The 26,031-nt window shown below is 68.6% G+C and carries 12 protein-coding genes and 1 pseudogene; 12 read left to right on the plus strand and 1 reads right to left on the minus strand.

The window, feature by feature from the left end:
- The 3 genes from GT030_RS01520 to mfd all read left to right on the plus strand — a co-directional run.
- Positions 1-317 (plus strand): ATP-binding cassette domain-containing protein (locus GT030_RS01520; protein WP_161199446.1); only part of this gene is annotated, 317 nt, incomplete at its 5' end.
- Entirely contained in the window at positions 314-2,893 is a 2,580-nt protein-coding gene (locus GT030_RS01525) for an ABC transporter permease (RefSeq protein WP_161199447.1), read from the plus strand. The genes GT030_RS01520 and GT030_RS01525, both read left to right, overlap by 4 nt.
- A gap of 285 nt (positions 2,894-3,178) precedes the next feature.
- Positions 3,179-6,712 carry a transcription-repair coupling factor gene (gene mfd, locus GT030_RS01530; RefSeq protein WP_161199448.1) on the plus strand — a complete coding sequence of 1,178 codons (3,534 nt, stop codon included), beginning with the start codon at positions 3,179-3,181 and terminating at the stop codon, positions 6,710-6,712.
- Positions 6,713-6,824: 112 nt separating this feature from the next.
- Here the strand turns inward: mfd and GT030_RS01535 are convergent, their stop codons facing one another.
- Entirely contained in the window at positions 6,825-7,418 is a 594-nt protein-coding gene (locus GT030_RS01535; protein ID WP_161199449.1) for a TetR/AcrR family transcriptional regulator, read from the minus strand.
- A gap of 114 nt (positions 7,419-7,532) precedes the next feature.
- Between GT030_RS01535 and GT030_RS01540 the strand changes: the two genes are divergently transcribed.
- The 9 genes and pseudogenes from GT030_RS01540 to GT030_RS01580 all read left to right on the plus strand — a co-directional run.
- A complete protein-coding gene (locus GT030_RS01540) occupies positions 7,533-8,417 on the plus strand; it encodes a hypothetical protein (protein WP_161199450.1) in 885 nt (294 codons plus the stop codon).
- Positions 8,418-8,606: 189 nt separating this feature from the next.
- The gene (locus GT030_RS01545) at positions 8,607-9,290 is read left to right on the plus strand and encodes an HNH endonuclease family protein (protein ID WP_161199457.1); all 684 of its coding nucleotides are present in this window, start codon (positions 8,607-8,609) and stop codon (positions 9,288-9,290) included.
- 329 nt (positions 9,291-9,619) lie between these two features.
- The gene (locus GT030_RS01550; protein ID WP_161199451.1) at positions 9,620-20,533 is read left to right on the plus strand and encodes a LamG-like jellyroll fold domain-containing protein; all 10,914 of its coding nucleotides are present in this window, start codon (positions 9,620-9,622) and stop codon (positions 20,531-20,533) included.
- A gap of 166 nt (positions 20,534-20,699) precedes the next feature.
- Positions 20,700-21,374: a hypothetical protein gene (locus GT030_RS01555; protein ID WP_161199452.1), complete on the plus strand. Its 675-nt coding sequence runs from the start codon at positions 20,700-20,702 to the stop codon at positions 21,372-21,374.
- Positions 21,375-21,838: 464 nt separating this feature from the next.
- Positions 21,839-22,120: a DddA-like double-stranded DNA deaminase toxin gene (locus tag GT030_RS01560; RefSeq protein ID WP_346009536.1), complete on the plus strand. Its 282-nt coding sequence runs from the start codon at positions 21,839-21,841 to the stop codon at positions 22,118-22,120.
- On the plus strand, positions 22,117-22,545 hold the full coding sequence (locus GT030_RS01565) for an Imm1 family immunity protein (RefSeq protein ID WP_161199453.1): 429 nt from the start codon (positions 22,117-22,119) through the stop codon (positions 22,543-22,545). The genes GT030_RS01560 and GT030_RS01565 overlap by 4 nt, the downstream gene beginning before the upstream one ends.
- Positions 22,546-23,001: 456 nt before the next feature.
- On the plus strand, positions 23,002-24,120 hold the full coding sequence (locus tag GT030_RS01570; protein WP_161199454.1) for a hypothetical protein: 1,119 nt from the start codon (positions 23,002-23,004) through the stop codon (positions 24,118-24,120).
- Positions 24,121-24,160: 40 nt separating this feature from the next.
- Complete coding sequence (locus GT030_RS01575; protein WP_161199455.1) at positions 24,161-25,144, plus strand: hypothetical protein; 984 nt, start codon at positions 24,161-24,163, stop codon at positions 25,142-25,144.
- A pseudogene (locus GT030_RS01580) lies at positions 25,141-26,031 on the plus strand (insulinase family protein); the annotation flags it as partial. The gene GT030_RS01575 and the pseudogene GT030_RS01580, both read left to right, overlap by 4 nt.

Genomic DNA, 26,031 nt, shown 5'->3' on the forward strand with positions numbered 1-26,031 from the left:
AGCTCTCCGGCGGCCAGCAGCAGCGCGTCGCCGTGGCCCGCGCGCTCGCCGCCCGGCCGGAGATCATCTTCGGTGACGAGCCGACCGGAAACCTCGACTCCCGTGCCGGCGCCGAGGTCCTCGGCTTCCTGCGCCGCTCGGTGGACGAGCTGGGCCAGACCATCGTCATGGTCACCCACGACCCCGTCGCCGCCTCCTACGCGGACCGCGTGCTCTACCTGGCCGACGGCCGGATCGTCGACGAGATGCTCAAGCCCACGGCCGAGCAGGTCCTGGACCGGATGAAGGACTTCGACGCGCGGGGGCGCACATCATGACCGTCCTGAAGACCTCGCTGCGCAACTTCCTCGCGCACAAGGGCCGGATGGCGCTCTCCGCGGTCGCGGTCCTGCTCTCGGTGGCGTTCGTCTGCGGCACCCTGGTGTTCACCGACACCATGAACACCACCTTCGACAAGCTCTTCCAGGTGACGTCCTCCGACGTCACGGTGAGCGCCAAGGGCGCCTCCGACACCGGGGAGACCACCTCCGACACCGGCAAGCCGCCGGTGCTTCCCGCCGCGGTCGTCGGCAGGATCGAGCGGGCGCCGGGCGTGAAGTCGGCCGAGGGCACCGTGTTCTCCACCTCGGTCACCGTGGTCGACGGCGACAAGGAGAAGCTGTCGCCCACCAGCGGCGCCCCGACCATCGTCGGCAACTGGAACGCCAACGACGCCCGCACCATGAAGATCACCACCGGCGCGGCGCCCCGGGGGTCCGGCCAGATCATGGTCGACGCCGACACCGCGAAGAAGCACCACCTGAAGCTCGGCGACGACATCGGGGTCATCACCGCCGTCGGCACGCACCAGGCGCGCGTGTCCGGCATCGCCACCTTCACCGTCACCAACCCCGGCGCGGCGATCTTCTACCTGGACACCAGGACCGCCCAGCAGGCCCTGGTGGGCCGCACCGGCGTCTTCACCAACGTCAACGTCACTGCGGACCGGGGCGTCACCGACGCCCGCCTCAAGCGGGACGTGAGCACCGCGCTCGGCACCGGCTACAAGGTGCAGACCGCCAAGGAGGTCGCCGACGCCAACCAGCAGGACGTGAAGAGCTTCCTCGACGTCATGCGGTACGCGATGCTCGGCTTCGCCGGGATCGCCTTCCTGGTCGGCATCTTCCTGATCATCAACACCTTCTCGATGCTGGTCGCCCAGCGCACCCGCGAGATAGGCCTGATGCGGGCCATCGGCTCCTCCCGCCGCCAGGTCAACCGGTCGGTGCTGATCGAGGCCCTGCTGCTCGGCGTCATCGGCTCCGTGCTCGGCGTGGGCGCCGGGGTCGGGATCGCCGTCGGCCTGATGAAGCTCATGGGCCAGATCGGCATGCACCTGTCCACCGACGACCTGACGGTCGCCTGGACCACCCCGGTCGCCGGTGTGGTGCTCGGCGTCGTCGTCACCGTCCTCGCCGCCTATCTGCCGGCCCGCCGCGCGGGCAAGATCTCCCCGATGGCCGCCCTGCGCGACGCGGGCGCCCCGGCCGACGCCCGGGCCGGCGTGATCCGCGCGGTCATCGGCCTGGTCCTCACCGGCGCCGGCGCCGCGAGCCTGGCCGCGGCCGCCGCCAGCGACCACGCCACGACCGGCTCGGCCTGGCTGGGCCTCGGCATCGTGCTCTCCCTGATCGGCTTCGTGGTGATCGGCCCGCTGCTCGCCTCCGGCGTGGTGCGTGTTCTCGGCGCGATCGTCCTCAGGGTCTTCGGCCCCGTCGGCCGCATGGCCGAGCGCAACGCGCTGCGCAACCCGCGCCGCACCGGCGCGACCGGCGCCGCCCTGATGATCGGCCTCGCCCTGGTGGCCTGCCTGTCCGTGGTCGGCTCGTCCATGGTGGCCTCCGCCACCGACCAGCTCGACAAGACGGTGGGCGCGGACTTCATCGTCCAGAACGACAACGGGTCCGTCATCACCCCGCAGGCCGTCGACGCCCTCAAGAGCACTCCGGGCCTTGAGCGGGTCACCGAGTACAAGATCCTCCCGGTGACCATGACCACGCCGGACGGCAAGGTCTCCAAGAAGGAGTCACTCAACGCCGCCGACCCCAGCTACGCCGAGGACCTGCGCACCAAGACCGTCCAGGGCGACCTCGCCGACGCCTACGGCGCCGACTCCATGTCCGTCTTCGCCGGCTTCGCCAAGGACCACGGCATCAAGCTGGGCTCCCGCGTCGACGTCGCGTTCAAGGGCGGCCGCACCGCGAAGCTGACGGTCCGCGCGATCACCAGTGACGAGGTCGTGGTCGACAAGGGCGCCATGTACGTCTCCATCGCCACCGCGAAGAAGTACGTGCCGGCCGACAGGATGCCGCTCGACCTGCTCCTCTTCGCCACCGCCAAGGAGGGCCAGCAGGGCGCCGCGTACAAGGCGCTGAAGGCGTCCCTGCACGACTACCCGCAGTACACCGTCCGCGACCAGACCGACTACAAGCAGGCCCTCAAGGACCAGATCGGCCAGCTCCTCAACCTGATCTACGGCCTGCTTGCCCTGGCCATCATCGTCGCCGTCCTGGGCGTCGTGAACACCCTCGCCCTCTCGGTGGTGGAACGCACCCGCGAGATCGGCCTCATGCGAGCCATCGGCCTCTCCCGCCGCCAGCTCCGCCGCATGATCCGCCTGGAGTCGGTGGTGATCGCCCTCTTCGGCGCGCTCCTCGGCCTCGGCCTGGGCATGGGCTGGGGCGCCACCGCCCAGAAACTGCTCGCCCTCCAGGGGCTGAAGGTCCTGGACATTCCCTGGCCGACGATCATCACCGTCTTCATCGCCTCCGCCTTCGTGGGGCTGTTCGCGGCGCTGATCCCGGCGTTCAGGGCGGGGCGGATGAATGTGCTGAGCGCTATCGCCACGGAGTAGGGGGGAGTGGCGGGGGCCGGTGCCGGGAGCTGGGGGGCTCCCGGCACCGGCGTTCGCTGTCCAAGTCGGCCTTTTCCGCCAACCGAGACGGACGGGCCGGGTGGGAAACCGGGGTCCAGGGGGCAGAGCCCCCTGGTACGTCAGCCGCGGCACAGGCCACTCGGAAAGCAGGGTTATCCACAGCCCCCGCCAAGCCGCACCGCCGCGTCGTACGCTGGAAGACCCCCGGCCCGTACGACGAGTCGGGCGATTCGCGTTCCCACCCCCAGGACGGAAAGCCCCTCCATGAGCCTGCACGGTCTGCTCGACGCCGTCGTCAAGGACCCCGCCCTCGCAGAAGCGATCACCGCGGCCACGGACGGCAACCGCCCCCACATCGACCTCGTAGGCCCTCCGGCGGCCCGCCCCCTGGCGATCGCCGCCCTCGCCCGCGACACCACCCGCCCGGTGCTCGCCGTGACCGCGACGGGCCGCGAGGCGGAGGACCTGGCGGCGGCCCTCCGCTCACTGCTGCCCCCCGAGGGCGTGGTGGAGTACCCCTCCTGGGAAACCCTCCCGCACGAACGCCTCAGCCCCCGCAGCGACACCGTCGGCCGCCGCCTGGCCGTACTGCGCCGCCTGTCGCACCCGCGCCCCGACGACCCCGACACCGGTCCCGTCTCCGTCGTCGTCGCCCCCGTGCGCTCCGTGCTCCAGCCGCAGGTCAAGGGCCTGGGCGACCTGGAACCCGTCTCCCTGCGCACCGGCCAGACCGCCGACCTGAACGAGGTCGTGGAAGCCCTCGCCGCCGCCGCGTACGCGCGCGTGGAGCTGGTCGAGAAGCGCGGCGAGTTCGCCGTACGCGGCGGCATCCTGGACGTGTTCCCGCCCACCGAGGAACACCCCCTGCGTATCGAGTTCTGGGGCGACGACGTAGAGGAGATCCGCTACTTCAAGGTGGCCGACCAGCGCTCCCTGGAAGTCGCCGACCACGGCCTGTGGGCCCCGCCCTGCCGCGAACTGCTCCTCACCGACGACGTACGCGCCCGCGCGCGTGCCCTCGCCGAGGAACACCCCGAGCTGGGCGAACTGCTCGGCAAGATCGCCGAGGGCATCGCGGTCGAGGGCATGGAGTCCCTCGCCCCCGTCCTCGTCGACGACATGGAGCTGCTCCTCGACGTGCTCCCGAAGAACGCGATGACCGTGGTCTGCGACCCGGAGCGGGTCCGTACCCGCGCCTCCGACCTCGTCGCCACCTCGCAGGAGTTCCTCCAGGCGTCCTGGGCGGCCAGCGCGGGCGGCGGCGAGGCGCCCATCGACGTCGGCGCGGCCTCCCTGTGGTCCATCGCGGACGTACGGGACCGGGCGCGCGAGCTGGACATGATGTGGTGGTCCGTCTCGCCGTTCGCCGCCGACGAGGAGCTGGGCGGCGACACCCTCAAGCTCGGTATGCGCGCCCCCGAGACCTACCGCGGCGACACCGCCCGCGCCCTCGCCGACACCAAGGGCTGGCTCTCCGACGGCTGGCGCACGGTCTTCCTCACCGAGGGCCACGGCCCGGCCTCCCGCATCGTCGAGGTGCTCGGCGGCGAGGGCATCGCGGCCCGGCTGGACGCCGACCTCGACGAGCTGAGCCCGTCCGTCGTCCACGTCTCCTGCGGCTCGATCGACCACGGTTTCGTCGACCCGGCGCTCAAGCTGGCCGTCCTCACCGAGACCGACCTGACCGGGCAGAAGTCCGCCGGCCGCGAGGGCACCCGCATGCCCGCCCGCCGCCGGAAGGCCATCGATCCGCTCACCCTCGAATCGGGCGACTACATCGTCCACGAGCAGCACGGCGTGGGCCGCTACATCGAGATGGTGCAGCGCACCGTCCAGGGCGCCACCCGCGAGTACCTGGTCGTGGAGTACGCCCCCGCCAAGCGCGGCCAGCCCGGTGACCGGCTTTACATCCCCACCGACCAGCTGGAGCAGATCACCAAGTACGTCGGCGGCGAGGCCCCCACCCTGCACCGCCTGGGCGGCGCCGACTGGACGAAGACCAAGGCGCGCGCCAAGAAGGCCGTCAAGGAGATCGCCGCCGACCTGATCCGGCTCTACAGCGCCCGCATGGCCGCCCCCGGCCACGCCTTCGGCAGCGACACCCCCTGGCAGCGCGAGCTGGAGGACGCCTTCCCGTACGCGGAGACCCCCGACCAGCTCACCACCATCGCCGAGGTCAAGGAGGACATGGAGAAGTCCGTCCCCATGGACCGCCTGATCTGCGGCGACGTCGGCTACGGCAAGACCGAGATCGCCGTCCGCGCCGCCTTCAAGGCCGTCCAGGACGGCAAGCAGGCCGCCGTCCTGGTGCCCACCACCCTGCTGGTGCAGCAGCACTTCGGCACGTTCTCCGAGCGGTACTCCCAGTTCCCGGTCAATGTGCGCGCCCTGTCCCGCTTCCAGACCGAGACCGAGGCCAAGGCCGTCCTGGAAGGGCTCAAGGACGGCTCGGTGGACATCGTCATCGGCACCCACCGGCTGTTCTCCTCCGAGACCAAGTTCAAGGACCTCGGCCTGGTCATCGTCGACGAGGAACAGCGCTTCGGCGTCGAGCACAAGGAACAGCTCAAGAAGCTGCGCGCCAACGTGGACGTCCTCACCATGTCCGCCACGCCCATCCCGCGCACCCTGGAGATGGCGGTCACCGGCATCCGCGAGATGTCCACCATCACCACCCCGCCCGAGGAGCGCCACCCGGTCCTCACCTTCGTCGGCCCCTACGAGGAGCGGCAGATCGGCGCCGCCATCCGCCGCGAACTGCTCCGCGAGGGCCAGGTCTTCTACATCCACAACCGGGTCGAGTCCATCGACCGCGCGGCCGCCAAGCTCCGTGAGATCGTCCCCGAGGCGCGCATCGCCACGGCCCACGGCCAGATGTCCGAACAGGCCCTGGAACAGGTCGTGGTGGACTTCTGGGAGAAGAAGTTCGACGTCCTGGTCTCCACCACGATCGTGGAGTCCGGCATCGACATCTCCAACGCCAACACCCTGATCGTGGAGCGCGGCGACAACTTCGGCCTCTCCCAGCTGCACCAGCTGCGCGGCCGCGTCGGCCGTGGCCGCGAACGCGGGTACGCCTACTTCCTGTACCCGCCGGAGAAGCCGCTCACCGAGACCGCGCACGAACGGCTCGCCACCATCGCCCAGCACACCGAGATGGGCGCCGGCATGTACGTCGCCATGAAGGACCTGGAGATCCGCGGTGCGGGCAACCTGCTCGGCGGCGAGCAGTCCGGCCACATCGCGGGGGTCGGCTTCGACCTCTACATGCGCATGGTGGGCGAGGCCGTGGCCGACTACCGGCGCCAGCTGGAGACCGGCGAGATCGAGGAGGAAGCGCCGCTCGAGGTCAAGATCGAACTGCCGGTCGACGCGCACGTCCCGCACGACTACGCGCCGGGCGAGCGGCTGCGCCTCCAGGCGTACCGGTCCATCGCCTCCGCCAACTCGGAGGAGGACATCAAGGCCGTCCGCGAGGAACTCACCGACCGCTACGGCAAGCTGCCCGAGCCGGTGGAGAACCTGCTGCTCGTCGCCGGTCTGCGCATGCTCGCGCGGGCCTGCGGGGTCGGCGAGATCGTCCTCCAGGGCCCCAACATCCGCTTCGCGCCGGTGGAGTTGCGCGAGTCGCAGGAGCTGCGGCTGAAGCGGCTGTACCCGGGCTCGGTCATCAAGCCGACCGCGCACCAGGTGCTGGTGCCGCGTCCCAAGACGGCCAAGGTCGGCGGCAAGGCGCTGGTCGGCCGGGAACTCCTGGGCTGGGTAGGGGAGTTCCTGGCGTCGATCCTGGGCTCCTGAGGCGGTTTGCCCAGACGGCACGGACCGGTCGAGAGGGCTGGGGGAGCGGTGGTTCTCCCGGCCCTCTCGGCTGTCCCACTGCTGCCGGGGCTGCCTGGAGCCGGGCCCGCTGTCAGCCGGCCGCCGAGTGGAACAGCATCGCGGTGAGTGCACGGAAGGTGTCCTCCGGGTCCTCCTTTCCCAACTGGTGGTCCAGGTTGTGGCCGAGGAGCAGCGTGGCGTAGCCGTGGGCCAGCGACCAGGCGGCCATCCCGGCCAGCCGGGCGTCGGGGCCCCGGTCGCCGGGGTCGACGGTGGTGACGGCTTGGCTCAGCGCGTCACCGGCCAGGGCGCGGGCCGTGGTCAGCTCCAGGTCCTCGGCGCGCAGCAGCTCCGGGCTGAACATCACCTGGAAGTGCGCGGGGTGTTCGAGGGCGAAGCGGACGTACCGCACCCCGGCCTCGCGCAGACCGGGAGCCTCGCGCAGGGCGTCCGCGAGCAGGCCGAACCCCTCGGCGGCTATCGCGGTGAGGAGTCCGGTGCGGTCCTTGAAATGGTGCGCGGGCGCCGCGTGCGAGACCCCGGCGCGGCGGGCGAGGTCGCGCAGGCTCAGCGCGCCGGGTCCTTCGGCGGCGATGACGTCGAGCGCGGCGGACAGCACGGCCCGCCGCAGGTCGCCGTGGTGGTACGTCCGCCGGTCCGCGGACGTGGAGTTCGAGGGGCTCATGGCACCAGAATACGCGGAATCTAGTCATTGACAAGTTCTTTCGGCTCCGGCAATCTAGTCAGTGTCAAGTCCAAGGCGGCCGGCCGACGGTCGCGTCCGGGGGAGGAGAACGGCATGTCCGAGAAGACACTGGAGACGGTGGAGACGGCCCGCGTACGCCAGCTCTGGCACCTGCTGGAGCCGTTCCACGCTCTGCTCTATTACGCACCCGAGGTGGAAGAGGAGATGGCCGCCCTCGGGTTCGGCACCGAGGACCGCTGGCCCACGTATTTCCCTTTGCGCGCCGCTCCGTTGGGAGAGGTCGGCGCCGAGCGCGTGACCTCCGCCTTCTACAGCTTCAGCCCGCGCATGGCCGCCCGGCACATGGAGGGGGCGTGGGGCATCGCCGGGCCCCGGGAAGTGCTGGCGGCCCGCCTGCGGGGCATCGACCGCGCCTACCGCGCCATACTCGGGTCCGCTATCGAAGGGCCGGGTATGGCCGAAGCCGCCGCCCTGGCCCGCCGTGCGGCGGAGTCGGCCGGCACCGAGGGCCGCCCCCTCGCGGCGGCCAACACCGAACTCCCGTGGCCCGAGGCCCCGCACCTCCAGCTGTGGCACGCGGCCACGATCCTGCGGGAACACCGGGGTGACGGCCACCTGTCCGCTCTGCTCGTCGCCGGACTCGATCCCGTGGAATCCCTGGTGTCCTTCGCGGCGATAGGCGCCGCGTCCGTGGAGCGCTTCGAAAGCCGGGGCTGGAGCCGTGAGGAATGGGCGGCCGCCCGCGAACGCCTCGCGGCACGCGGCCTGGTGGAGCCGGACGGTACGGCCACGCAGGAGGGCCGCGCCCTGCGCCGCCGCGTCGAGGAGCACACTGACCGCCTGGCCGCCGCCCCGTGGCAGTCCCTCGGCCGGGCGGACGCCGACCGCCTGGGCGACCTCCTCGGCGACCACTGGGTCGCGGTCCTCTCCTCCGGTCTGCTGCCCTCCGAGTCGACCCTGGGAATAGGAAAGGTCTGAGCAAGGCGCACGAACCGTTGCAGGCGCTCAGGGCCCCGAATAACCCTGTACGCCCCTTCTGTTCCTCTCCATCAGGCGCGGCGCGGCCGTTACGGTGGAGGGCGGATCTCTCCGCCCGCGTCCGCGGACGGACCGGGGCGAACGAGGGGGACGCACGTGAAGCGTCTGTGGGGCGGGGCCGTCACCGCCATGGCCGTGATGACCGCCGTGACGGGCTGCAAGGCCGAAGAGGTCAACGGCTCTTCCGGCGCGGAGCCGACGGGCGCCAAGGGTGCCGCCCTGAGCGCCGTCGACCGACTGGACGTCAAGGGCCGTGCGCCGAAGACCGGTTACTCCCGTGAGCGCTTCGGCAGCGCCTGGGCCGACACCGACTCCAACTCCTGCGACACCCGTGACGACATCCTCAAGCGCGACCTGAAGGAGGTGAAGTTCAGCGGAGGCAAGTGCAAGGTCACCTTCGGCATACTGCAGCCCGACCCGTACTCCGGGAAGACGGTCACCTACCGGCGCGGCCGCAGTCTGGTCGACATCGACCATGTCGTCGCACTCTCGGACGCCTGGCAGAAGGGCGCCAAGTACTGGGACAGCAGCAAGCGCATAGCCCTCGCCAACGACCCGCTGAACCTCATCGCGGTCGACGCGAGCACCAACCGCGGCAAGGGCGACGGCGACACCGCGAGCTGGGTCCCCCCGCAGAAGAAGTACCGCTGCACCTACGTCGCCGCCCAGGTCGCCGTGAAGAAGAAGTACGACCTGTGGGTCACCTCGGCGGAGAAGTCCGCGATGAAGAAGATCCTCACCTCCTGCCCCGCCCAGAAACTCCCCGCGGGCGGCAACCCCACCAACGCCCCGTCCCGCTTCCGGGCCCGCTGAGACGGATCGTCATCACTCGTTCCGCGTCCATGTGTTGGTTCGGTTCGCACTCGATCATGTGACGGCAAAGATGTTCACAAGCTGCAAAGGAGTATTTATCGACAAACTGGTCCGGTTGAACAAGCGGCGTTCAAGAGTTGCGCAAGATCGCCCCTCGCGCCTGTCCACAGGGTGTTCACAACGGCAAGATCAACGGGCTTATCTGTCGCTTATTGATCGCTGGAGTCGAGCCCGTGCCTATCAGGCCACTCAGTCGACCTAGATCCGCACGACGTGCTCAACGTCTGCGGCGCTCTGTCGCCGTTGTCGTACTCACCGCGCTGGCACTGATGTTCACGACCGACCAGGCCCTCGCCGAGGGCCTGGAACTCGGTCGCGTCAAGTTGCCGAGCGCCAGTCTGTCCTCGTGGGCCTCCTGGTTCACCGACCCGCACTGGGGCAAACTGCCGCACCAGCAATCCGGCACCGCGGCCGGAAAGCGACACCATGTGTCGGCCGCCGCGACCCGCGCCCATCGGGGCGCAGGGCACAAGCCGGGGCATGGCCGGGGCGAGCTGGGCGCGTACAAGGCGCACAAGTCGTCGGCGAAGGCCGGGTTGAGTGCCTCGTTCCGTGGCTTCAACCCCCGGACCAGCAAGCGGGTGTCGGCCCGGTCGACGCAGAAGTCGACGTACTACCACAACGCGGACGGCTCGTTCAGCCGGAAGGTGTCCCCCTTCCCCCTGAACTACAAGGACCCCAAGGGTGAGTGGCAGCAGATCGACACCGCTGTCGCCCGTGGCCCCGACGGCCGGTGGGACGAGAAGTCCAACGCGGTGGACGTCGGCTTCGCGCCGAAGGCGGCGGACGACGATCTCGCCTCGTTCGGCAAGGACGGCAAGAGCGTCGGGTTCGCCCTCGAAGGGGCCGCGAAGGTCCCCGGAGTGGCGAAGGGGTCGACGGTCGCCTACCCGGAAGTGCTCCCGGACACCGATCTGGAGCTGACGTCCACGTCGGTGGGTCTGCGGCAGGCGCTGGTGCTGCACTCGGCGGACGCCGCGAACTCCTGGGTCTTCCCTCTTCACCTGAAGGGGCTGACGGCGGAGCTGAACAAGTCCGGCGGCGTGGACCTGCGGGACGCCAAGGGCAAGGGTGTCGCCTCGATCCCGTCGGCCTACGCGTTCGACTCGAAGATCGACAAGGTGTCCGGGGAGCGGGCGACGACGCACGCGGTGTCGTACGAGCTGGTCACCTCGCACGGTGAGACCGCGCTGCGGATGACGCTGAACCCCGCGTGGCTGCACGCCAAGGCGCGGCAGTTCCCGGTCACGGTCGACCCGGACACCTCGGTGTGGGACTACGTGCACAGCACGTACACGGAGTCGGGCTACCCGGTGGCCGACCGGTCGCAGGAACAGACCCTGAAGATCGGCTCCTACGACTCGGGATCGCACTCGGCGATCTCGTTCGTACAGGACTGGCGGGACAGCTTCGACGGCTCGGGTGTCTCCCTGGTCTCGGCCAACCTGCACCTGTACGACATATGGGCCTCGACGTGTACGCCGGAGACGTTCAACGTCGCGCAGGTGTCGGCCGCGTGGGACCCGACGGACGCGATGACCTACCCCGGCCCGGCGCACGGTGCCTCGATCGGCAGTGTCACCCCGACGGTGGCCAACGCGTGTGCCAACACCACCGGTGACCAGTCCGGTGGCGACTGGGTGACGGTGCCGCTGGACACGGCGGCGATGCAGAAGTGGGCCAGCGGCACCACCGCGGACCACGGCCTGGCGATCTACGCCGCGACCACGGACGCCCTGCACTGGAAGCAGTTCGGCTCCATGGCCTACCCCGGTGACGAGCCGTACATCGTGTACGACTACACCGGTGATGTCGCCCCGATGGTGGAGGCGACCTTCCCGGCGAACAACTCCTCGATCTCCACGCTGACTCCGGAGCTCCAGGCGTTCGCGGACTTCCAGCAGAACCCGGTGTCGCAGAAGTACGACTTCAAGGTCTACAGCGCCTCCGGCACCCTGGTCGCGGACTCCGGTCTGGTGACCACGCCGAACTGGACCGTGCCGGCCGGCAAGCTGACCTGGAACACCTCCTACACCTGGACCGCACAGGCCTACGACGGGACCAAGTACTCCACGGTCTCCCCCTCCTCCGCGCTGACGACGGAGGTGCCGCAGCCGTTCCTGACCTCGGAGCTGTCACAGAACAGCAGTGACCACGGCTACGACGCCACCATCGGCAACTACACGACCTCCGACACGGACGCGTCGATCTCCACGGTCGGCCCGAGCCTCGATGTCGAGCGTGACTACAACTCCCGAGACTTCCGGACATCCGGCGCGTTCGGGGCCGGCTGGTCGAGCATCTTCGACGCCAAGGTCACCGAGCAGAAGAGCGCGGCCGGCGCCCTGACCGGCGTCGTCGTCACCTACCCGGACGGCTCCGAGGTCGGCTTCGGCAAGAACTCCGACGGCACCTTCTCCGCGCCCTCCGGCCGTTTTGCCATGCTGCGCGCGCAGACCTCCCCGGCCGGCTACACGCTGACCGACAAGGACGACACCGTCTACACCTTCACCCAGCCCCTGGGCACCGGTGTGTCCGGCATCTCGTCGGTGAAGGACGCCAACAACCGCTCGGTGGACCTCACCTGGACCTCCGGACACGTCACCAGGATGAAGTCCAACGTGTCCGGACGGTCTCTTAACCTGACCTGGTCCACACCCAGCGGCGCGACCGCGGCCCACGTGGCGACCGTCGTCACCGACCCGGTCGACCCGAAGGACTCCTCCAGCGCGCAGACCTGGACGTACGGCTACACGAACGACCAGCTCACCAAGGTCTGCTCACCGCTGTCGACGGCCAAGTGCACGACGTACGGCTACACCGGCGGCTCGCAGTTCCGCACCGAGGTGGAGAACGCCGGGGCGTCGGAGCTGTGGCAGTTCAACGAGGCCGGCGGCACCACGGCCGCCAGCTCGGTCGGTGACAGCGAGGGCACGGACAACGCCACGTACAGCGGTGTCACTCTCGGTCAGGCAGGTCCGCTGGCCGGGTCCACCGCGACCGCCGCGAAGTTCAACGGCACCTCCTCCTACGCGGAGCTGCCGCCGAGCCTGGTCTCCAGCTCCAACCAGCAGACCATGTCGATGTGGTTCAAGACCACCACGGCTCCGGGTGTGCTGTTCTCCTACTCCACGCTGCCGCTGAGCTACACCATGGCCCAGGGGCAGTACACGCCGGGCATCTACGTCGGCACGGACGGCAAGCTCAACGCCGAGTTCTGGAACAGCACCGGCGTCTCCCCGATCGTCAGCCCCTCCGCCGTGAACGACGGCGCCTGGCACGAGGTCGTGCTCGCGGGTGCCGGTTCGCTCCAGACGCTGTACCTGGACGGCGCCAAGGTCGGCACGCGCTCGGGCATGATCTCCTACAGCAACGGCTACCACAGCGCGCTCCAGAACCACACCTACATCGGTGCCGGCTTCCTGGGCGGCACCTGGCCGGACGAGCCCCACTACTCCACCACGAGCGACCAGGGCTTCCCGACCTACTTCAACGGCACCATCGCCGACGTCGCCCTGTACCCGGACGCGCTGACCGCCGACCAGGTCTCGCGCATCCACACCGCGGCCACCAAGGCGTCGCCGCTGCTGACCACCGTCACCCGCCCGTCGGGCAAGGCGTTCGCCGGCATCACCTACGACACCGACGCCGCCCGGGTCACCCAGGTGACCGACGAGAACGGCGGTGTGTGGAAGCTGAACCCGGCGACCATCACCGGCTCCAGCAACACCTACCGCGGCGCGGTCCTCGGTGGTGCCCCCAACCAGTACTACCGGTTCGGCGAGTCGGCCGGTGCCTCGACGGCGCTCGACGAGGTACGCGGCGGGACGGGTGCCTACTCGTCCGTGACGCTGGGCTCGGCCGGTCCGTTCAGCGACCACACCACCGGCGCGTTCAACGGCACGTCCTCGAAGGTGACGCTGCCCAGCGGCACGATTCCCGGCACCGGCCCCGAGTCGGTGGACATGTGGTTCAAGACCGCCACCGCCAACGGTGTCCTTGTCAGCGCCTCCAAGGACCCGCTGGGCACCACCACCCCGACCGCCTACACGCCCATTCTCTACGTGGGCAGCAGCGGCAAGCTGTACGGCGAGTTCTACTTCTCCGGCGGATCACCCAAGCCGCTGGGCACCACGGCGGCGGTCACCGACAACAAGTGGCACCATGTGGTGCTCTCCACGTCGGCGACCAGCCAGTCCCTCTATCTGGACGGCACCCTGGTCGGCACCCAGAGCGGCACCGCCGCGATGGGCGGCCAGCCCTACACCTACGTGGGGGCGGGCTACCTCGGCGGCAACTGGCCCGACGAGTCGCACAGCAGCAGCACGGACAACACCGGCTACGCCAGTTACTTCAAGGGCTCGATCGCCGAGGCCGCGGTCTACCGTTCGCAGCTCACCGGGGACGACGTCGACGCGCAGTACGACGCGGCGCTGAACTCCACCGGCCTGCTGCCGGTGAAGACGGTGACAGTGACGACGCCGACCAATGCCACGCTCAGCTACCAGTACGACGTCACCCACGGCAACCGTCTGCTGAGCGAGACCGACGCCCTCGGCAACACGACCAGCTTCGGTTACGACACGTCCGGTTTCGAGCACACGGTGACCGACCCGAACGGTTCGATGACCGTCACCGGTCATGACGTGCGCGGCAACATCGTCTCCTCCACCTCCTGCCAGGACCAGGCGGCGAACAAGTGCAACACCGAGTACTACACGTACTACCCGGACGACACCACCGCGCAGCTCACCACCGCCGACCCGCGCAACGACCAGTTGCTGACCGAGCGGGACGGGCGTTCCGCGTCGGCGAGTGACAACACCTACCTGACGACCTACACCTACGACTCGGCCGGCAACCAGACCGCGATCACCGGTCCCGCAGTGCCGGGTTTCCCGAACGGGCGGACCACGCAGACCGTCTACAGCGACGGCACCGCCACCTACCCGGCCGCGGACGGAGGTGTGGTGCCCGCGGGGCTGCCGGTGAAGACGGTCAGTCCCGGCGGCGCGGTCAACCAGGTCGCCTACAACAAGAACGGTGACGTGGCGTCCACCACGGACGGCATCGGACTGGTGACCTCCTACACCTATGACGGTGTCGGCCAGGTCAGCACGCAGAACGTGGTCTCCGACACCTATCCGGCGGGCCTGACCACGACGTACACCTACGACGCGGCCGGCCAGGTGACCAAGGAGGACGACCCGCAGATCACCGACCGGGTCAGCGGCGCCACGCACCGGGCGTCGACCACCACGGTCTACGACGAGGACGGCAACACCACCTCGCAGACCGTGTCGGACGCGAGCGGCGGCGACCGGCCGCGCACGCAGACGTGGACCTACGACGCCTACGACCACGTGGCGACCGAGGCGGACGCCAACGTGGCGGCGGGCGCGAGCTACGGCAACACCACGACGTACAGCTACGACACCTCGGGCAACAAGACCAAGGAGGTCACCAGCGCCGGCAACGAGACCCGCTACACGTACGACGCGGAGGGCAACCTGCTCACGCAGGGCCTGATGTACACGGGCGACCCGACCGACCCGCAGCCCGCGACCCTGCTGACCGAGTCCTCGCGGGCGTACGACCCTTCGGGCCGGCTCGCGTCGATCACCGACGCGATGGGCAACGTCACCGCGTACACGTACACCGACGACGGTCTGACCGCGACGGTCACGAAGAAGAGCGGTGACGGCAAGAGCACCTACGTGCTGGAGTCGGACACCTACGACGCGGCCGGGAACCTGCTCCAGTCCACCTCCGACAACGGCGAGACGGTCACCAAGTACACCGTCGACGCCGCGTCCCGGACCACCTCCACGGAGCTGGACCCGACCGGTGTGGACCGGGTGAGCACCGTCTCCTACACACCGGACGACCAGGTCGCCAGCGAGACCGACCGCGACGCCTCCGGCTACGACCGCACCACCACCAACACCTACGACGACATGGGCAACCTGCTCAGCGAGACGCTGTACGGGGACGCCTCGGGTCATCCGGCGGGCTGGTGGAAGCTGGACCAGGGCTCGGGCACCTCGGTGACCGACTCCTCCGGTACCGGCAACACCGGTCAGGCGAGCAACGTCACCTGGACAGACTCGTCCGCCGGTCTCACCGGGACGTCCACCGCGCAGGGTGTGGCGACGAACGGCCCGGTGCTGGACACCACCGCCTCGTACACCGTGTCGGCGTGGGTCAAGATGAGCTCGCTGCCGACCCACAACGCGACCATCGTGGCGCAGAACGGCACCACCAACAGCGCGTTCATGCTCCAGTACAACTACGCGCACGCCGGTTCGCCGCTGTGGAGCCTGAACGACACGAGCAAGGACGCGGCCGGGCCGACGTTCCCGGCGGCGTACTCCACCGCGGTTCCCGCCGTCGGTGCCTGGACCCAGGTGGTGGGTGTCTACGACGCCTCCAACGGCTCCATGAAGCTGTTCGTCAACGGCAGCCAGTCCGGCACCGCGGGCACCAACACCACTCCGTGGGCCGCCACCGGGCCGCTGACCATCGGCCGCGCCAAGTACGCGGGCGCCGACAGCGACGCCCTGCCCGGCGGCGTCTCCAACGTGCAGGTCTACCAGCGGGCCCTGTCCGCCACCGAGGTCTCCTCGCTCTACGGCAAGGGACGCACCGGCGGCACGGTCGGCTCGTCCACCGCGCAGACCACCAAGTACACCTACGACAAGCGTGGCCTCCCGTCGTCGATGACGGACGCGGAGAACCACACCACCGACTACAGCTACGACGAGGCCGGAAACCTCGCGCTCACCACCGCCCCGGCGGTCCAGGCGGAGACCGACGGCACCAACCCCGTCAGCGTCCGTCCGGTCACCACAAGCGGGTTCAACACCTTCGGCGAGGCAGTCGAGGAGAGGGACCCCAACCTCCTGGTCACCAGCACGGCGTACGACGCGGAGGGCAACAAGGTCTCCGAGACCCTGCCCTCGTACACCCCGGCGGGCGCCGCGCAGCCCAACGCCGGCACCACCGTGTGGACCTACGACAGCGAAGGGAACCAGACCTCCGTCACCACGCCGGGCGGCAAGACCACGTCGAACCTGTACGACCAGCTCGGCGACGTCGTCCAGACCACCGCGCCCGACGGCACCAGGACCCACGCCGTCTACGACACGGCCGGTGACCAGCTCTCGGCGACCGACCCGACCGGTGCCCAGACCCAGGCGACGTACGACTTCATGGGCCGTCCGCTGACGCAGACGACCCTGGAGCGCTATCCGTCGACCCGGACGCTGACCTCCACCAACTCCTACGCGGTCACCACCGGCAACCCCTACGGCGCGCACGTCGCCTCGACCACCAGCCCCGGTGGTGTGTCGTCCACGTACGCCTACAACCGCGCGGGCGACATCACCTCGGTCACCGACGGCGCCGGCAACACCACCAGGTACGCCTACGACTTCGAGGGCAACCCCTCGAAGACGACCCTGGCGGACGGCACCTACACGACGACCGACTACAACGCGTCCGGCGACCCGACGGCCACGCACTCCTACGACGCCGGCGGCACCCAGCTCTGGAGCACGTCGCAGAGTTACGACGGTGTCGGCAACATGACCGCCGCGACCGACGCCAACGGTCACACCAGCCAGTTCACCTACGACGCGGCCGGGACGATCACCCAGGAGACGCAGCCGGTCGACGCGTCGACGTCGATCACCACGACCTTCGGCTACGACCAGGCGGGCAACCGGACCCGGTTCACCGACGGCCGCGGCAACTCCTGGCGCCACACGTACACGCCGTGGGGCCAGCAGGAGAAGGTGATCGAGCCGACCACGGCAAAGTTCACCTCGGCGGCCGACTCGACCACGATCTTCGCCTACGACGCGGACGGCCAGGCGACGAACGTCACCCTGCCGGGCGGCACCACGACGTCGATGACGTACGACGGCAACGGCCAGCTCAAGACGATGTCCGGCTCCGGCGCGGACGCGGTCACGGCCACCCGCAGCTTCTCCTACGACACCGACGGCCGCGTGCTGTCGGCGGACACGGCGGAGGCGGGTACCGCCGGAGCGGCCGACCACCAGAGCGCGACGCACGACGCGTTCACCTACGACGACCGCGGTGACGTCCTCACCACGTCGGGCTCGGCCGGGTCGTCCGGCTTCGCCTACAACAACGACGGCGCGATGACCTCGCGCACGGACGCCTCGGGCACCACGTCCTACGGCTACGACACCGCCGGCCGCCTGTCCTCGCTCAACGACGCGGCGACCGGCACCCAGCTCACCTACTCCTACGACCAGCTCAACCAGCTCAAGTCCGTCAAGTACGGTGCGACCGGCCAGACCCGCACCTTCGGCTACAACACCGCGCACGAACTCACCACCGACACCCTGGTCCAGGGCGCGTCGACGCTGGCGGGCTTCACGTACGGCTACGACAAGAACGGCAACCTGACGTCGAAGACGACGACAGGCGTGTCGGGCGCGTCCAGCAACACCTACGGCTATGACTGGGCGAACCGCCTGACGTCGTGGAACAACGGCTCCACCAGCACGACGTACGCGTACGACGCCTCGGGCAACCGCATCCGCAAGGGGTCGGACGTGTACACGTACGACCAGCGCGATGAGCTCACCTCCGACGGCGTCCACACCTACGACTACTCGGCACGCGGCGCGATGACCCAGGAGTCGTCGGCATCGGGCACGCTGGCGTACAAGACGGACGCGTTCGGCGACCAGATCGTCGCGGGTGACCAGGCGTACAACCTGGACGCGATGGGCCGCAACATCACCGACCGGGACACCTCGGCCGGCGGCCTCACGCGGACCTTCGCCTACTCGGGCGCCGACAACACCATCGCCTCGGACGGCGACTTCACCTACACCCACGACACGGGCGGCGGTGTGGTCGGCGTGAAGCCGGTCGGCGGCGGTTCCGGGGCGCTGGCCCTGACCGATCAGCACGACGACGTGGTCGGCACCTTCACCTCCGGCGCGACCGCGCTGGCCGGCTCGGCCTCCTACGACCCGCTGGGCAAGGTGGTCTCACCGACCGACACGGTCACCGGTCACCTGGGCTTCCAGTCCGGCTGGACCGAGCCCGGCACGGGCGACGTGGGCACGGCCTCGCGCTGGTACAACCCGGACACCGGGCAGTTCCTCAACAAGGACAGCATGTCCTTGGACGCGGTGCCGAACTCGGTGGCGGCGAACCCGTTCGCCTACGTCGACGACAACCCGCTGGCGGGCACCGACGAGTCGGGCAACTGCTCCTGGTACGACGTGGTCTGCGGGGCGAAGAAGGCCGCGCACCATGTGGCCCACGCCGTCAAGCACGTGGCGCACAAGGTCTACCACGCGGCCAAGCACGTGGCCCGCAAGGTGGTCCACGCGGTCAAGCACGTGGCGCACAAGGTCGCGCACCACGTGCGGGACGTCTACCACGCCACGGTCCGGGTTGTGCGCCGTGTCTATCACTACGCGGCACGGCACGTCAGACGCGCGTATCACCAGATAGTCCACGCGGTGCACTCGGCGTACCACGCCGTGCGCAAGGCCGTGCACCGAGTGGTCCACGCGGTGAAGAAGGCGGCGAAGAAGGTCGCCCACGCGGTGAAGAAGGCCGCGCACGCCGTGGCCCATGCCGCCCGCACGGCCTACCACGCCACGGTGAAGGCGGCGAAGACGGCGACGAAGTTCGTCAAGAACCACGCCGCCGCGATCACGTCGGTCGTGGTCTCCACCGCGATCTTCGCGGGCTGTGAGGCATTCACGGCCGGTATCGGCTCCATCGGCTGCGCGGCCGTCGCCGGTGCGGCGGGCGCCCTGGTCGAACAGGGCTTCAAGTGCGCCGACAACGGCGGCGACGACTGCAGCGTCGGCGCCTTCGCGGGCTCGGCGGTCGAGGGCGCGGTGACCGGCGCGGCCGGCGGAGCCCTCGGCGAACTCGGCGGCAAGATCCTCGCCAAGGCAGCCCCCAAGGCCCTGGAAGTAGCCGGCGGCCTCTTCGGCAAGGGGGCCACGGAAGCCGGCGAATCAGCCACGGCCGACGCGACGGACGAAGCCGCGGCAGCGGCGAAGTCGGAGGCGTCGGGAACCAAGTCCCAGTCCCACTCGGACGAGGCACCGGCGGAGGAAGGGCCCATCACCTGCGAGACCCACAGCTTCACCGGGTCCACTGAGGTCCTGATGGCCGACGGCACGACCAAGGCCATCGATCACGTCAAGGTCGGCGACACGATCGCAAACTCGGTCCCCGGCGCGAAGGGTAGGGAGGCGCACAAGGTCACCGCGGTGATCGTGACGCGTACGGACCACGACTTCGTGGACCTGGCGATCAAGAAGACAGGCGGCAAGCGTGCGGTGAAGGCCGGCGCCAAGTCCCTGGCCAAGAAGGCAGCCCGCAAGGCGGCCTTCGGCCTGGCAGCGTCCGCTGCGGTCCTGGCCGCCCTGTCTGCCGGCCACAGCCACGGTGACACGCACCCGGCGACGACACCGGTGGCAGCGGTCAGCAAGGCGTCTTCGATACAGGCCGCCGAGCCGAAGCCCGCGCACCTGACGACGACCTTCCACCACCCCTTCTACGACGAGACCCAGTCGGCGTTCGTCGAAGCCAGGGACCTCAACCCCGGCGACATCCTCCAGACGCCGACCGGCACGGCCGAGGTCACCGGTGTCCGCCTGTACCACGCGAACACCACGACGTACGACCTCACCATCGGCACCCTCCATACGTACTATGTGGAGGCAGGCAGTACCCCGGTCCTCGTCCACAATATTTCTCTCCCCTGCCCGTCGGAATTGGAGGCGGGCCTCGAGAAGGCCAAGAACGCGAGTTCTTCGTTCGAACGTCCCGGCGGTATGTCCGGTCATGCAAAGCTGAGCGACGGCACGTCTCACGATCTTTCTTCGGGCGGTGACGGTCGCAATCTCCGGTCGGATTGGGAAGCGCCTCCAGGAACTACGGATGAGAATTTCCACCACCTGGAGAATCAGACGGCGGCGCTGATGCGCCAATCTGGGTCGCACGAAGCGTACTTGTACCTGCACAAGGCTGAAGGTGCGGCTTATGGGGCATGCAAATATTGCGTCTCAGCAATGCGAGAAATGCTGCCGCAGGGCTCTAAGCTAATGGTTATCTGGCGAAATGAGGAAGGGGCCATTAGGAATAGGGTCTTCATTGGTGGGGCCGATTAGCTAATTCGAATAAGTGTGACTGCATTACGAGCCACACTCTATGGGCGACGCCCGCACGACCAGTCGGAGAGGCTGTCGTGCGGGCGTCGCCCATTAGTGGAGTTCAGCTGCTCGGCCTTCCGGGTTCCGGTGTCGAGGGATTTGCCGTGTGCGCTATCATGGCCGGGTGATTGATCCTGCAGACATTAATCTCCCCGCCCTTCTCGGTCGCTGGTATGGGCCACCTGATTGTTCGGAATGGCAGGTTCCGGAGGGCTACCCTGGGATTCCTCATCCGCTTAGGGAATGGTACAGCCTCGCCTATCGCTGGGAGGGGATCCGGTCAGTCGAGCATCAAATTTATGAACCTCGTAAGATCCGATTGAACCAGGGGAGGATTGAGTTTGCTGCCGACTCGACCGGCGACTGGTTCTGGGCCGTTGATGCCGAGGACTCAAATTCCGTCTACGAAGCAGAATTGGGTGGTGAATGGAGGCTGGTGCCCGAGTCCCTCCCGGAATTTCTTATCCATGCAACGCTCAAGGAGGCTGCCATCTTGGCGAGCTTTGGTCGAACTTGCTCTCAAGTTCCTAACGAAATTCTTCCAGACGTGTTGGTCGGGGTGGAAGAGGTTGATTTCGGAGGATGGGAGTGGCCTCGCCCTGGTCGTCGAATGTTCATGAATGAAGTGCTGATTATGGAAATTGGTCCCGCAATGGACTTCAGGGCCCCGAGGCGCAACAGGGAGGGCTTCTCTTTCGTGAGAGCTTCAGGGATTTCCGCCGAAAGTCTCAGCCACTTGGATGGCATTTCTTCCGTGAAGTGGCAGATCTATTCGACTGTGGGCCGTCATGATTCGTAGGTGACTATCTCCCGCTTGACCAGACTGACACCAACCCGTGCGAATACGGCGGAACCGACAACAGGCTCCACGGCTATGCCAGATCCTGGGAGGACATGCTGAGTGACGATTGGTATGCAGGATGCCATAAAAGCATTTCTCGCATAGCCCTGTACCGCCGAGCCCCGCAAAACGGTGATATCTAGGCCTTTAGTGGCAGCGCTAGCGGCAGAAATAGCGAACGTCGGCGGATACCCACGGACGTTGGCTGCCCGCTAGATTGCCGCCGGCCTGCGAAGAAGCTGCACACCACCCTATGTGGAGGCTGGTGACACGCCGGTCCTAGTTCACAACTTCGATGCCGAGTGTGAACTGGCGAAGCTATCTACTCGGCCAGATCACACAGGTCCGACGAGTGGGCGCAGTACGCTCAGCGACGAGACCGAGTTGGTGGCAATCCAGCTACCAAGGCGACGGAGCATTCTATCACCGACCGGCTCAGGGGTCTGGGTAAATGGAATAGCAGGGCTGACTGGGGAGATGTCGACCACGTCGAAATGAAGGTGGTCGACATGATGGAAAAGCAAGAGGTTGATCACGCCGAAGTGGTGATCAACAATGAGGAAGGGCCATGCGTCAAGGCGGCACCTGCCCTTTCTTGCTCGAACACCTTGGACTCGCTGTTGGGTAGCAAGACGCTGAGGGTACACTGGCGTGACAAATACACGGGCGAGATGACGAGTCATCTTTTCGGAGGTAGGGGATGACGATCAAGGGGCTTGAGGTGCAGTTCCAGCCCGAGCACACCAAAACTCCCGCTCTACTCGCCAGTGCGGATGACGTGGATTCGTTCATCGACGCCTTGCTGAATGGGCAACATGATCGTAATTGTGCCGTGGTCTATTCGCTTGATCGCCCAACGATGCCATCGGGATATCGTGATCACGAGTTGGCGGTTGGGGTCGATAGGGTCGCCCAGGTGGGTGCACTGACCCTCGCGGCCGATGACGGTTACGTATCGAAAGGCTCGATGGATCGCGGGATTGGCGAATATATGCTCCTCGGGCATGTGCGGGAGTTCATGCCGGGCTCGGAAATTCCCATCGAGCTTGTCCGTCAGGCGGTGAAGGAATTTCTCAGCAGCGGCGGCCAGATTCCAACGTGCATCGAATGGCAAGAGGAAGAGTTCTAACTTTCCAATAAGCGCAGTGCCCTTAGTCGGGACTCGTGCCCCTAAGGGCGCTTGACGGCAACGCTGTCGGACGCCGGAACCCCCACCGCGGTTGACGGTGGGGGTTCCGGCGTCTCTGCGTGGTGTGGTCAGCGGGCTGGGACTGGGGCCGTTTCGTGCCTTCCGGAGGCGTTCGGCCTACATGCATTGAATGGCAGGAGGAGCCCTACTGATAGGGGAGATAACCGACGCGTATCGAGTGGGTAAGAGAAGCGACTGAAGTGATCACCGCGGAGTAGGCTACGACCCCCGTGATGGCGCCGTGGAGCAGGGGAGTCGAGCGGTGAGGCGTGGGATCGGCCTCGTCGAGGACGCGATGCCGGGCCCAGCAGGCTGATCGCTCGGGACCCACAGCCCGTCCCATCAACGCCGACCGGCTTCATCCTCACCTGACCCTCCCGCCCTCAAGGACGCCCCATGAACCCCCTCATAGCCACAGCCGGAATCGGCGCCCTCGGTTACGCCGCCGTCACCATCCCCCGTAACGCACGTAAGGCTCGGGCCCAGCGTGCCGAGCAGGCGGCAAAGGCGAAGCGGGTCGTCATTGATCCCGCCGAGTTCGGGCTCGTGCCGGGGGATCAGCTTGATGCCCGGTATGCCGGGCCCGATCCGGAGGCGGACGCCGTTGCCGCGGCGGCTGTTGCCGGGGACTGGCGGGTCGCGGCCAACTACCTGGCAGGGGCCGGGCGGGACTGGGATCTGCGGTGGTACCGGCTCGGCATCCTCGTGCACGCGGCCGTGGAGGACGACAACTGGCTGCTGGAGTGGCGCAGGGAGTACCCGCACGACCCCGCCGCCGCCCTCGTCCACGCCGACGCGCTGGTGGCATTCGCCGGCGAGGCCCGCGGGGCGAAGAGCGCGAAGCACACCACCGCCGAACAGTTCGACAGCTTCCACCAGTTGCTCGCCCAGGCCCTCCCCGCGTGCGAGGAGGCGGCCCGGATGGCGCCCGACGACCCGACACCCTGGGTCGCCCAGATCACCATCGCCCTGGGTCTGGGCTGGTCGCACGACCACTTCCGGGCCCTGTGGGCCGAGATCACAGCACGGGACCCGCACCACTTCGGCGCCCATGTGTCGGCCCTCCAGTACTGGTGCGCCAAGTGGCGCGGCTCCGACGAGCTGATGTTCACCTTCGCCGAGGAGGCCGTCGCCTCCGCGCCCCGGGGCAGCCTGCTCCCCGTACTGCGCCTGTACGCCGCGTTCGAGCACCAGTTCCGGGCGAACGACCTGTCCGTCTACCAGAAGCCGTTCATGACCACGGCCATCGACGCCACCCTGGACGCGGTCGACCAGGTACCGGCCGGCCACCACCGCCTGCCGACCGTCCGTCACCTGCTGGCCAACGCGCTGTTCCGCACCGAGCGCTTCGCAGAGGGCGTCGAGCAGTTCCGGGCCGTCGGCGCCTACGTCGGCAGCGTGCCGTGGAGCTACTCCGGCGACCCGGTCAAGGCGTTCGTCCACGCCCGTACCAACACCTTCATCGGATGGGACAAGGAGGGCCGCCCGGCGCCTCCGATCCGTGCCGCCCGCTGACCCGAAGCTGGTCGTCAGACCCCTCACTTAGGATCCGCGCATGTCGCTCGCCTCCCCGCTTCCGCCACCGGACTTCGAGATCACGTCCGCCCACCCCGAAGTCGCCTGGCTGCGGCAGGCGGTGGCCGCCCGGGACTGGGCGGCGGTGCGCCAGTACCTCGCCGGTCTGCCGCAGGGGAGCGACACGTCCCAGGTCTTCAGCACGGTGGCCGGGACGGACGGCGTCGAGCGCGCCCTGCGCGAGCTGGTGACGGCCGCCCCTGACGACGTGTTCGCGCTGACCCTCCTCGGCGCCCGGGAGGTCCAGATCGGCTGGACGGTCCGTACGGCCGCCCGCGCCGAGAGCGTCACCCGGGCGCAGTTCGCCACCTTCCACGCGCACCTGCGCACGGCCGAGCAACTGCTGATACGCGCCACGGCGCTCGACCCGTCCTACGCCCCGGCGTGGGCCGAGCGGCTCAACACCGCCCGAGGACTCCAGCTCGGCCAGAACGAGGCGCGCCGCCGCTACGACCGGCTGGCGAAGTCCCATCCCCACCACTTCACGGCTCAGTCCCGGCTGCTCCAGCAACTGTGTCCCAAGTGGAGCGGCAGCTGGGAGGCCGCCCACTCCTTCGCCCGTGACCGCATGCTCGCCGCCCCCCAGGGCTCCCTGAACGCAGGACTGGTCGCGGATGCGCACCTCGAGCACTGGCTGGACCTGGACGCGGGCGGTGAACGGCACGCTTACCTGGGGCAGGCCCACGTCCACGCGGAACTGGTCGAGGCCGCCGGGTGGTCGGTACTCCACCCGCAGTTCCGGCGCGAGCCGGGCTGGGTCACCGTCGCGGGCTGCTTCGCGGCCATGTTCTCCCTGATCGGCGACACCGCCCGTGCCGCCGCCCACTTCCGCGCCCTGGGCAACCTGGCGTCGAAGCTCCCCTGGAGCTATCTCGGCGACCCAACCGAGGCCTACACCCGGCACCGGGACGCGGCTCTCGCCCTGACGTCCCCCGCCACCGCGCCGAACCGAGGCCGTGGATGAACCCGCAGTCCGCCGTCCACCGCACCGAGGTCGACGGCATACCCACCCTCTTCACGTACGCCGCCGGGCCGGTGCGCGCCGGGCTCGTCTTCCGGGTCGGGATCGCCGACGAGACCCTCGGCCGGGCGGGGCTCACCCATCTCGTCGAGCACCTCGCGCTGTACCGCCAGGGTGTGGCGGACTACCACTACAACGGCGCGACCAAGGCCGCGTTCACCCACTTCCACGTGGAGGGCGCCGAGCACGAGATCGCCGCCTATCTCACCGGGGTCTGCGCCTCCCTGACCGACCTGCCCATGGACCGGCTGGAGACGGAGAAGGAGATCCTGCGCACCGAGGAGTCCCGCCGCGACTCGGGTCTGCTCCCGCTGTGGCGGTACGGCGCCCAGGGGTACGGCCTGGTCAGCTACCCGGAGTGGGGTGTGCGCAACGCGAGCGCGCAGGACGTGTGGCAGTGGGCGCAGAGCTGGTTCACGTCGGACAACGCGGTGCTCTGGATCGCCGGTGAGCACATCCCGGCCGGCCTCTCCCTGAAGCTGCCGGCGGGCGACCGGCGTCCGATGCCCGCGGTGACCTCGGGCCTCCCCCTCACGCCCGCGTACTTCTCGGACGGCACCGGCGGGGTCCTGCTGGACGCCGTCGTCGCCGACACGCCCGCCGCCTGGCTGTACTCGGGCGTCCTGGAGCGCGAACTGACGCGTTCCCTGCGGCAGGAGGGCGGTTACTCGTACACGACCGCGAGCGACCTCACGCCCCGCCGGGACGGATTCGCCGTCCTCGCCGCGTTCGCGGACGCGCTGCCCGCCAAGCAGGACGCGGTGCTCGGCGGTTTCGTCGACGTGCTCGCCGGATTCCAGGCGGGGCGGATCGCCCAGGCCGACCTGGAC

Source organism: Streptomyces sp. SID1328 (genome assembly GCF_009865595.1).
In the GTDB taxonomy this organism is placed as follows: domain Bacteria; phylum Actinomycetota; class Actinomycetes; order Streptomycetales; family Streptomycetaceae; genus Streptomyces; species Streptomyces griseoluteus.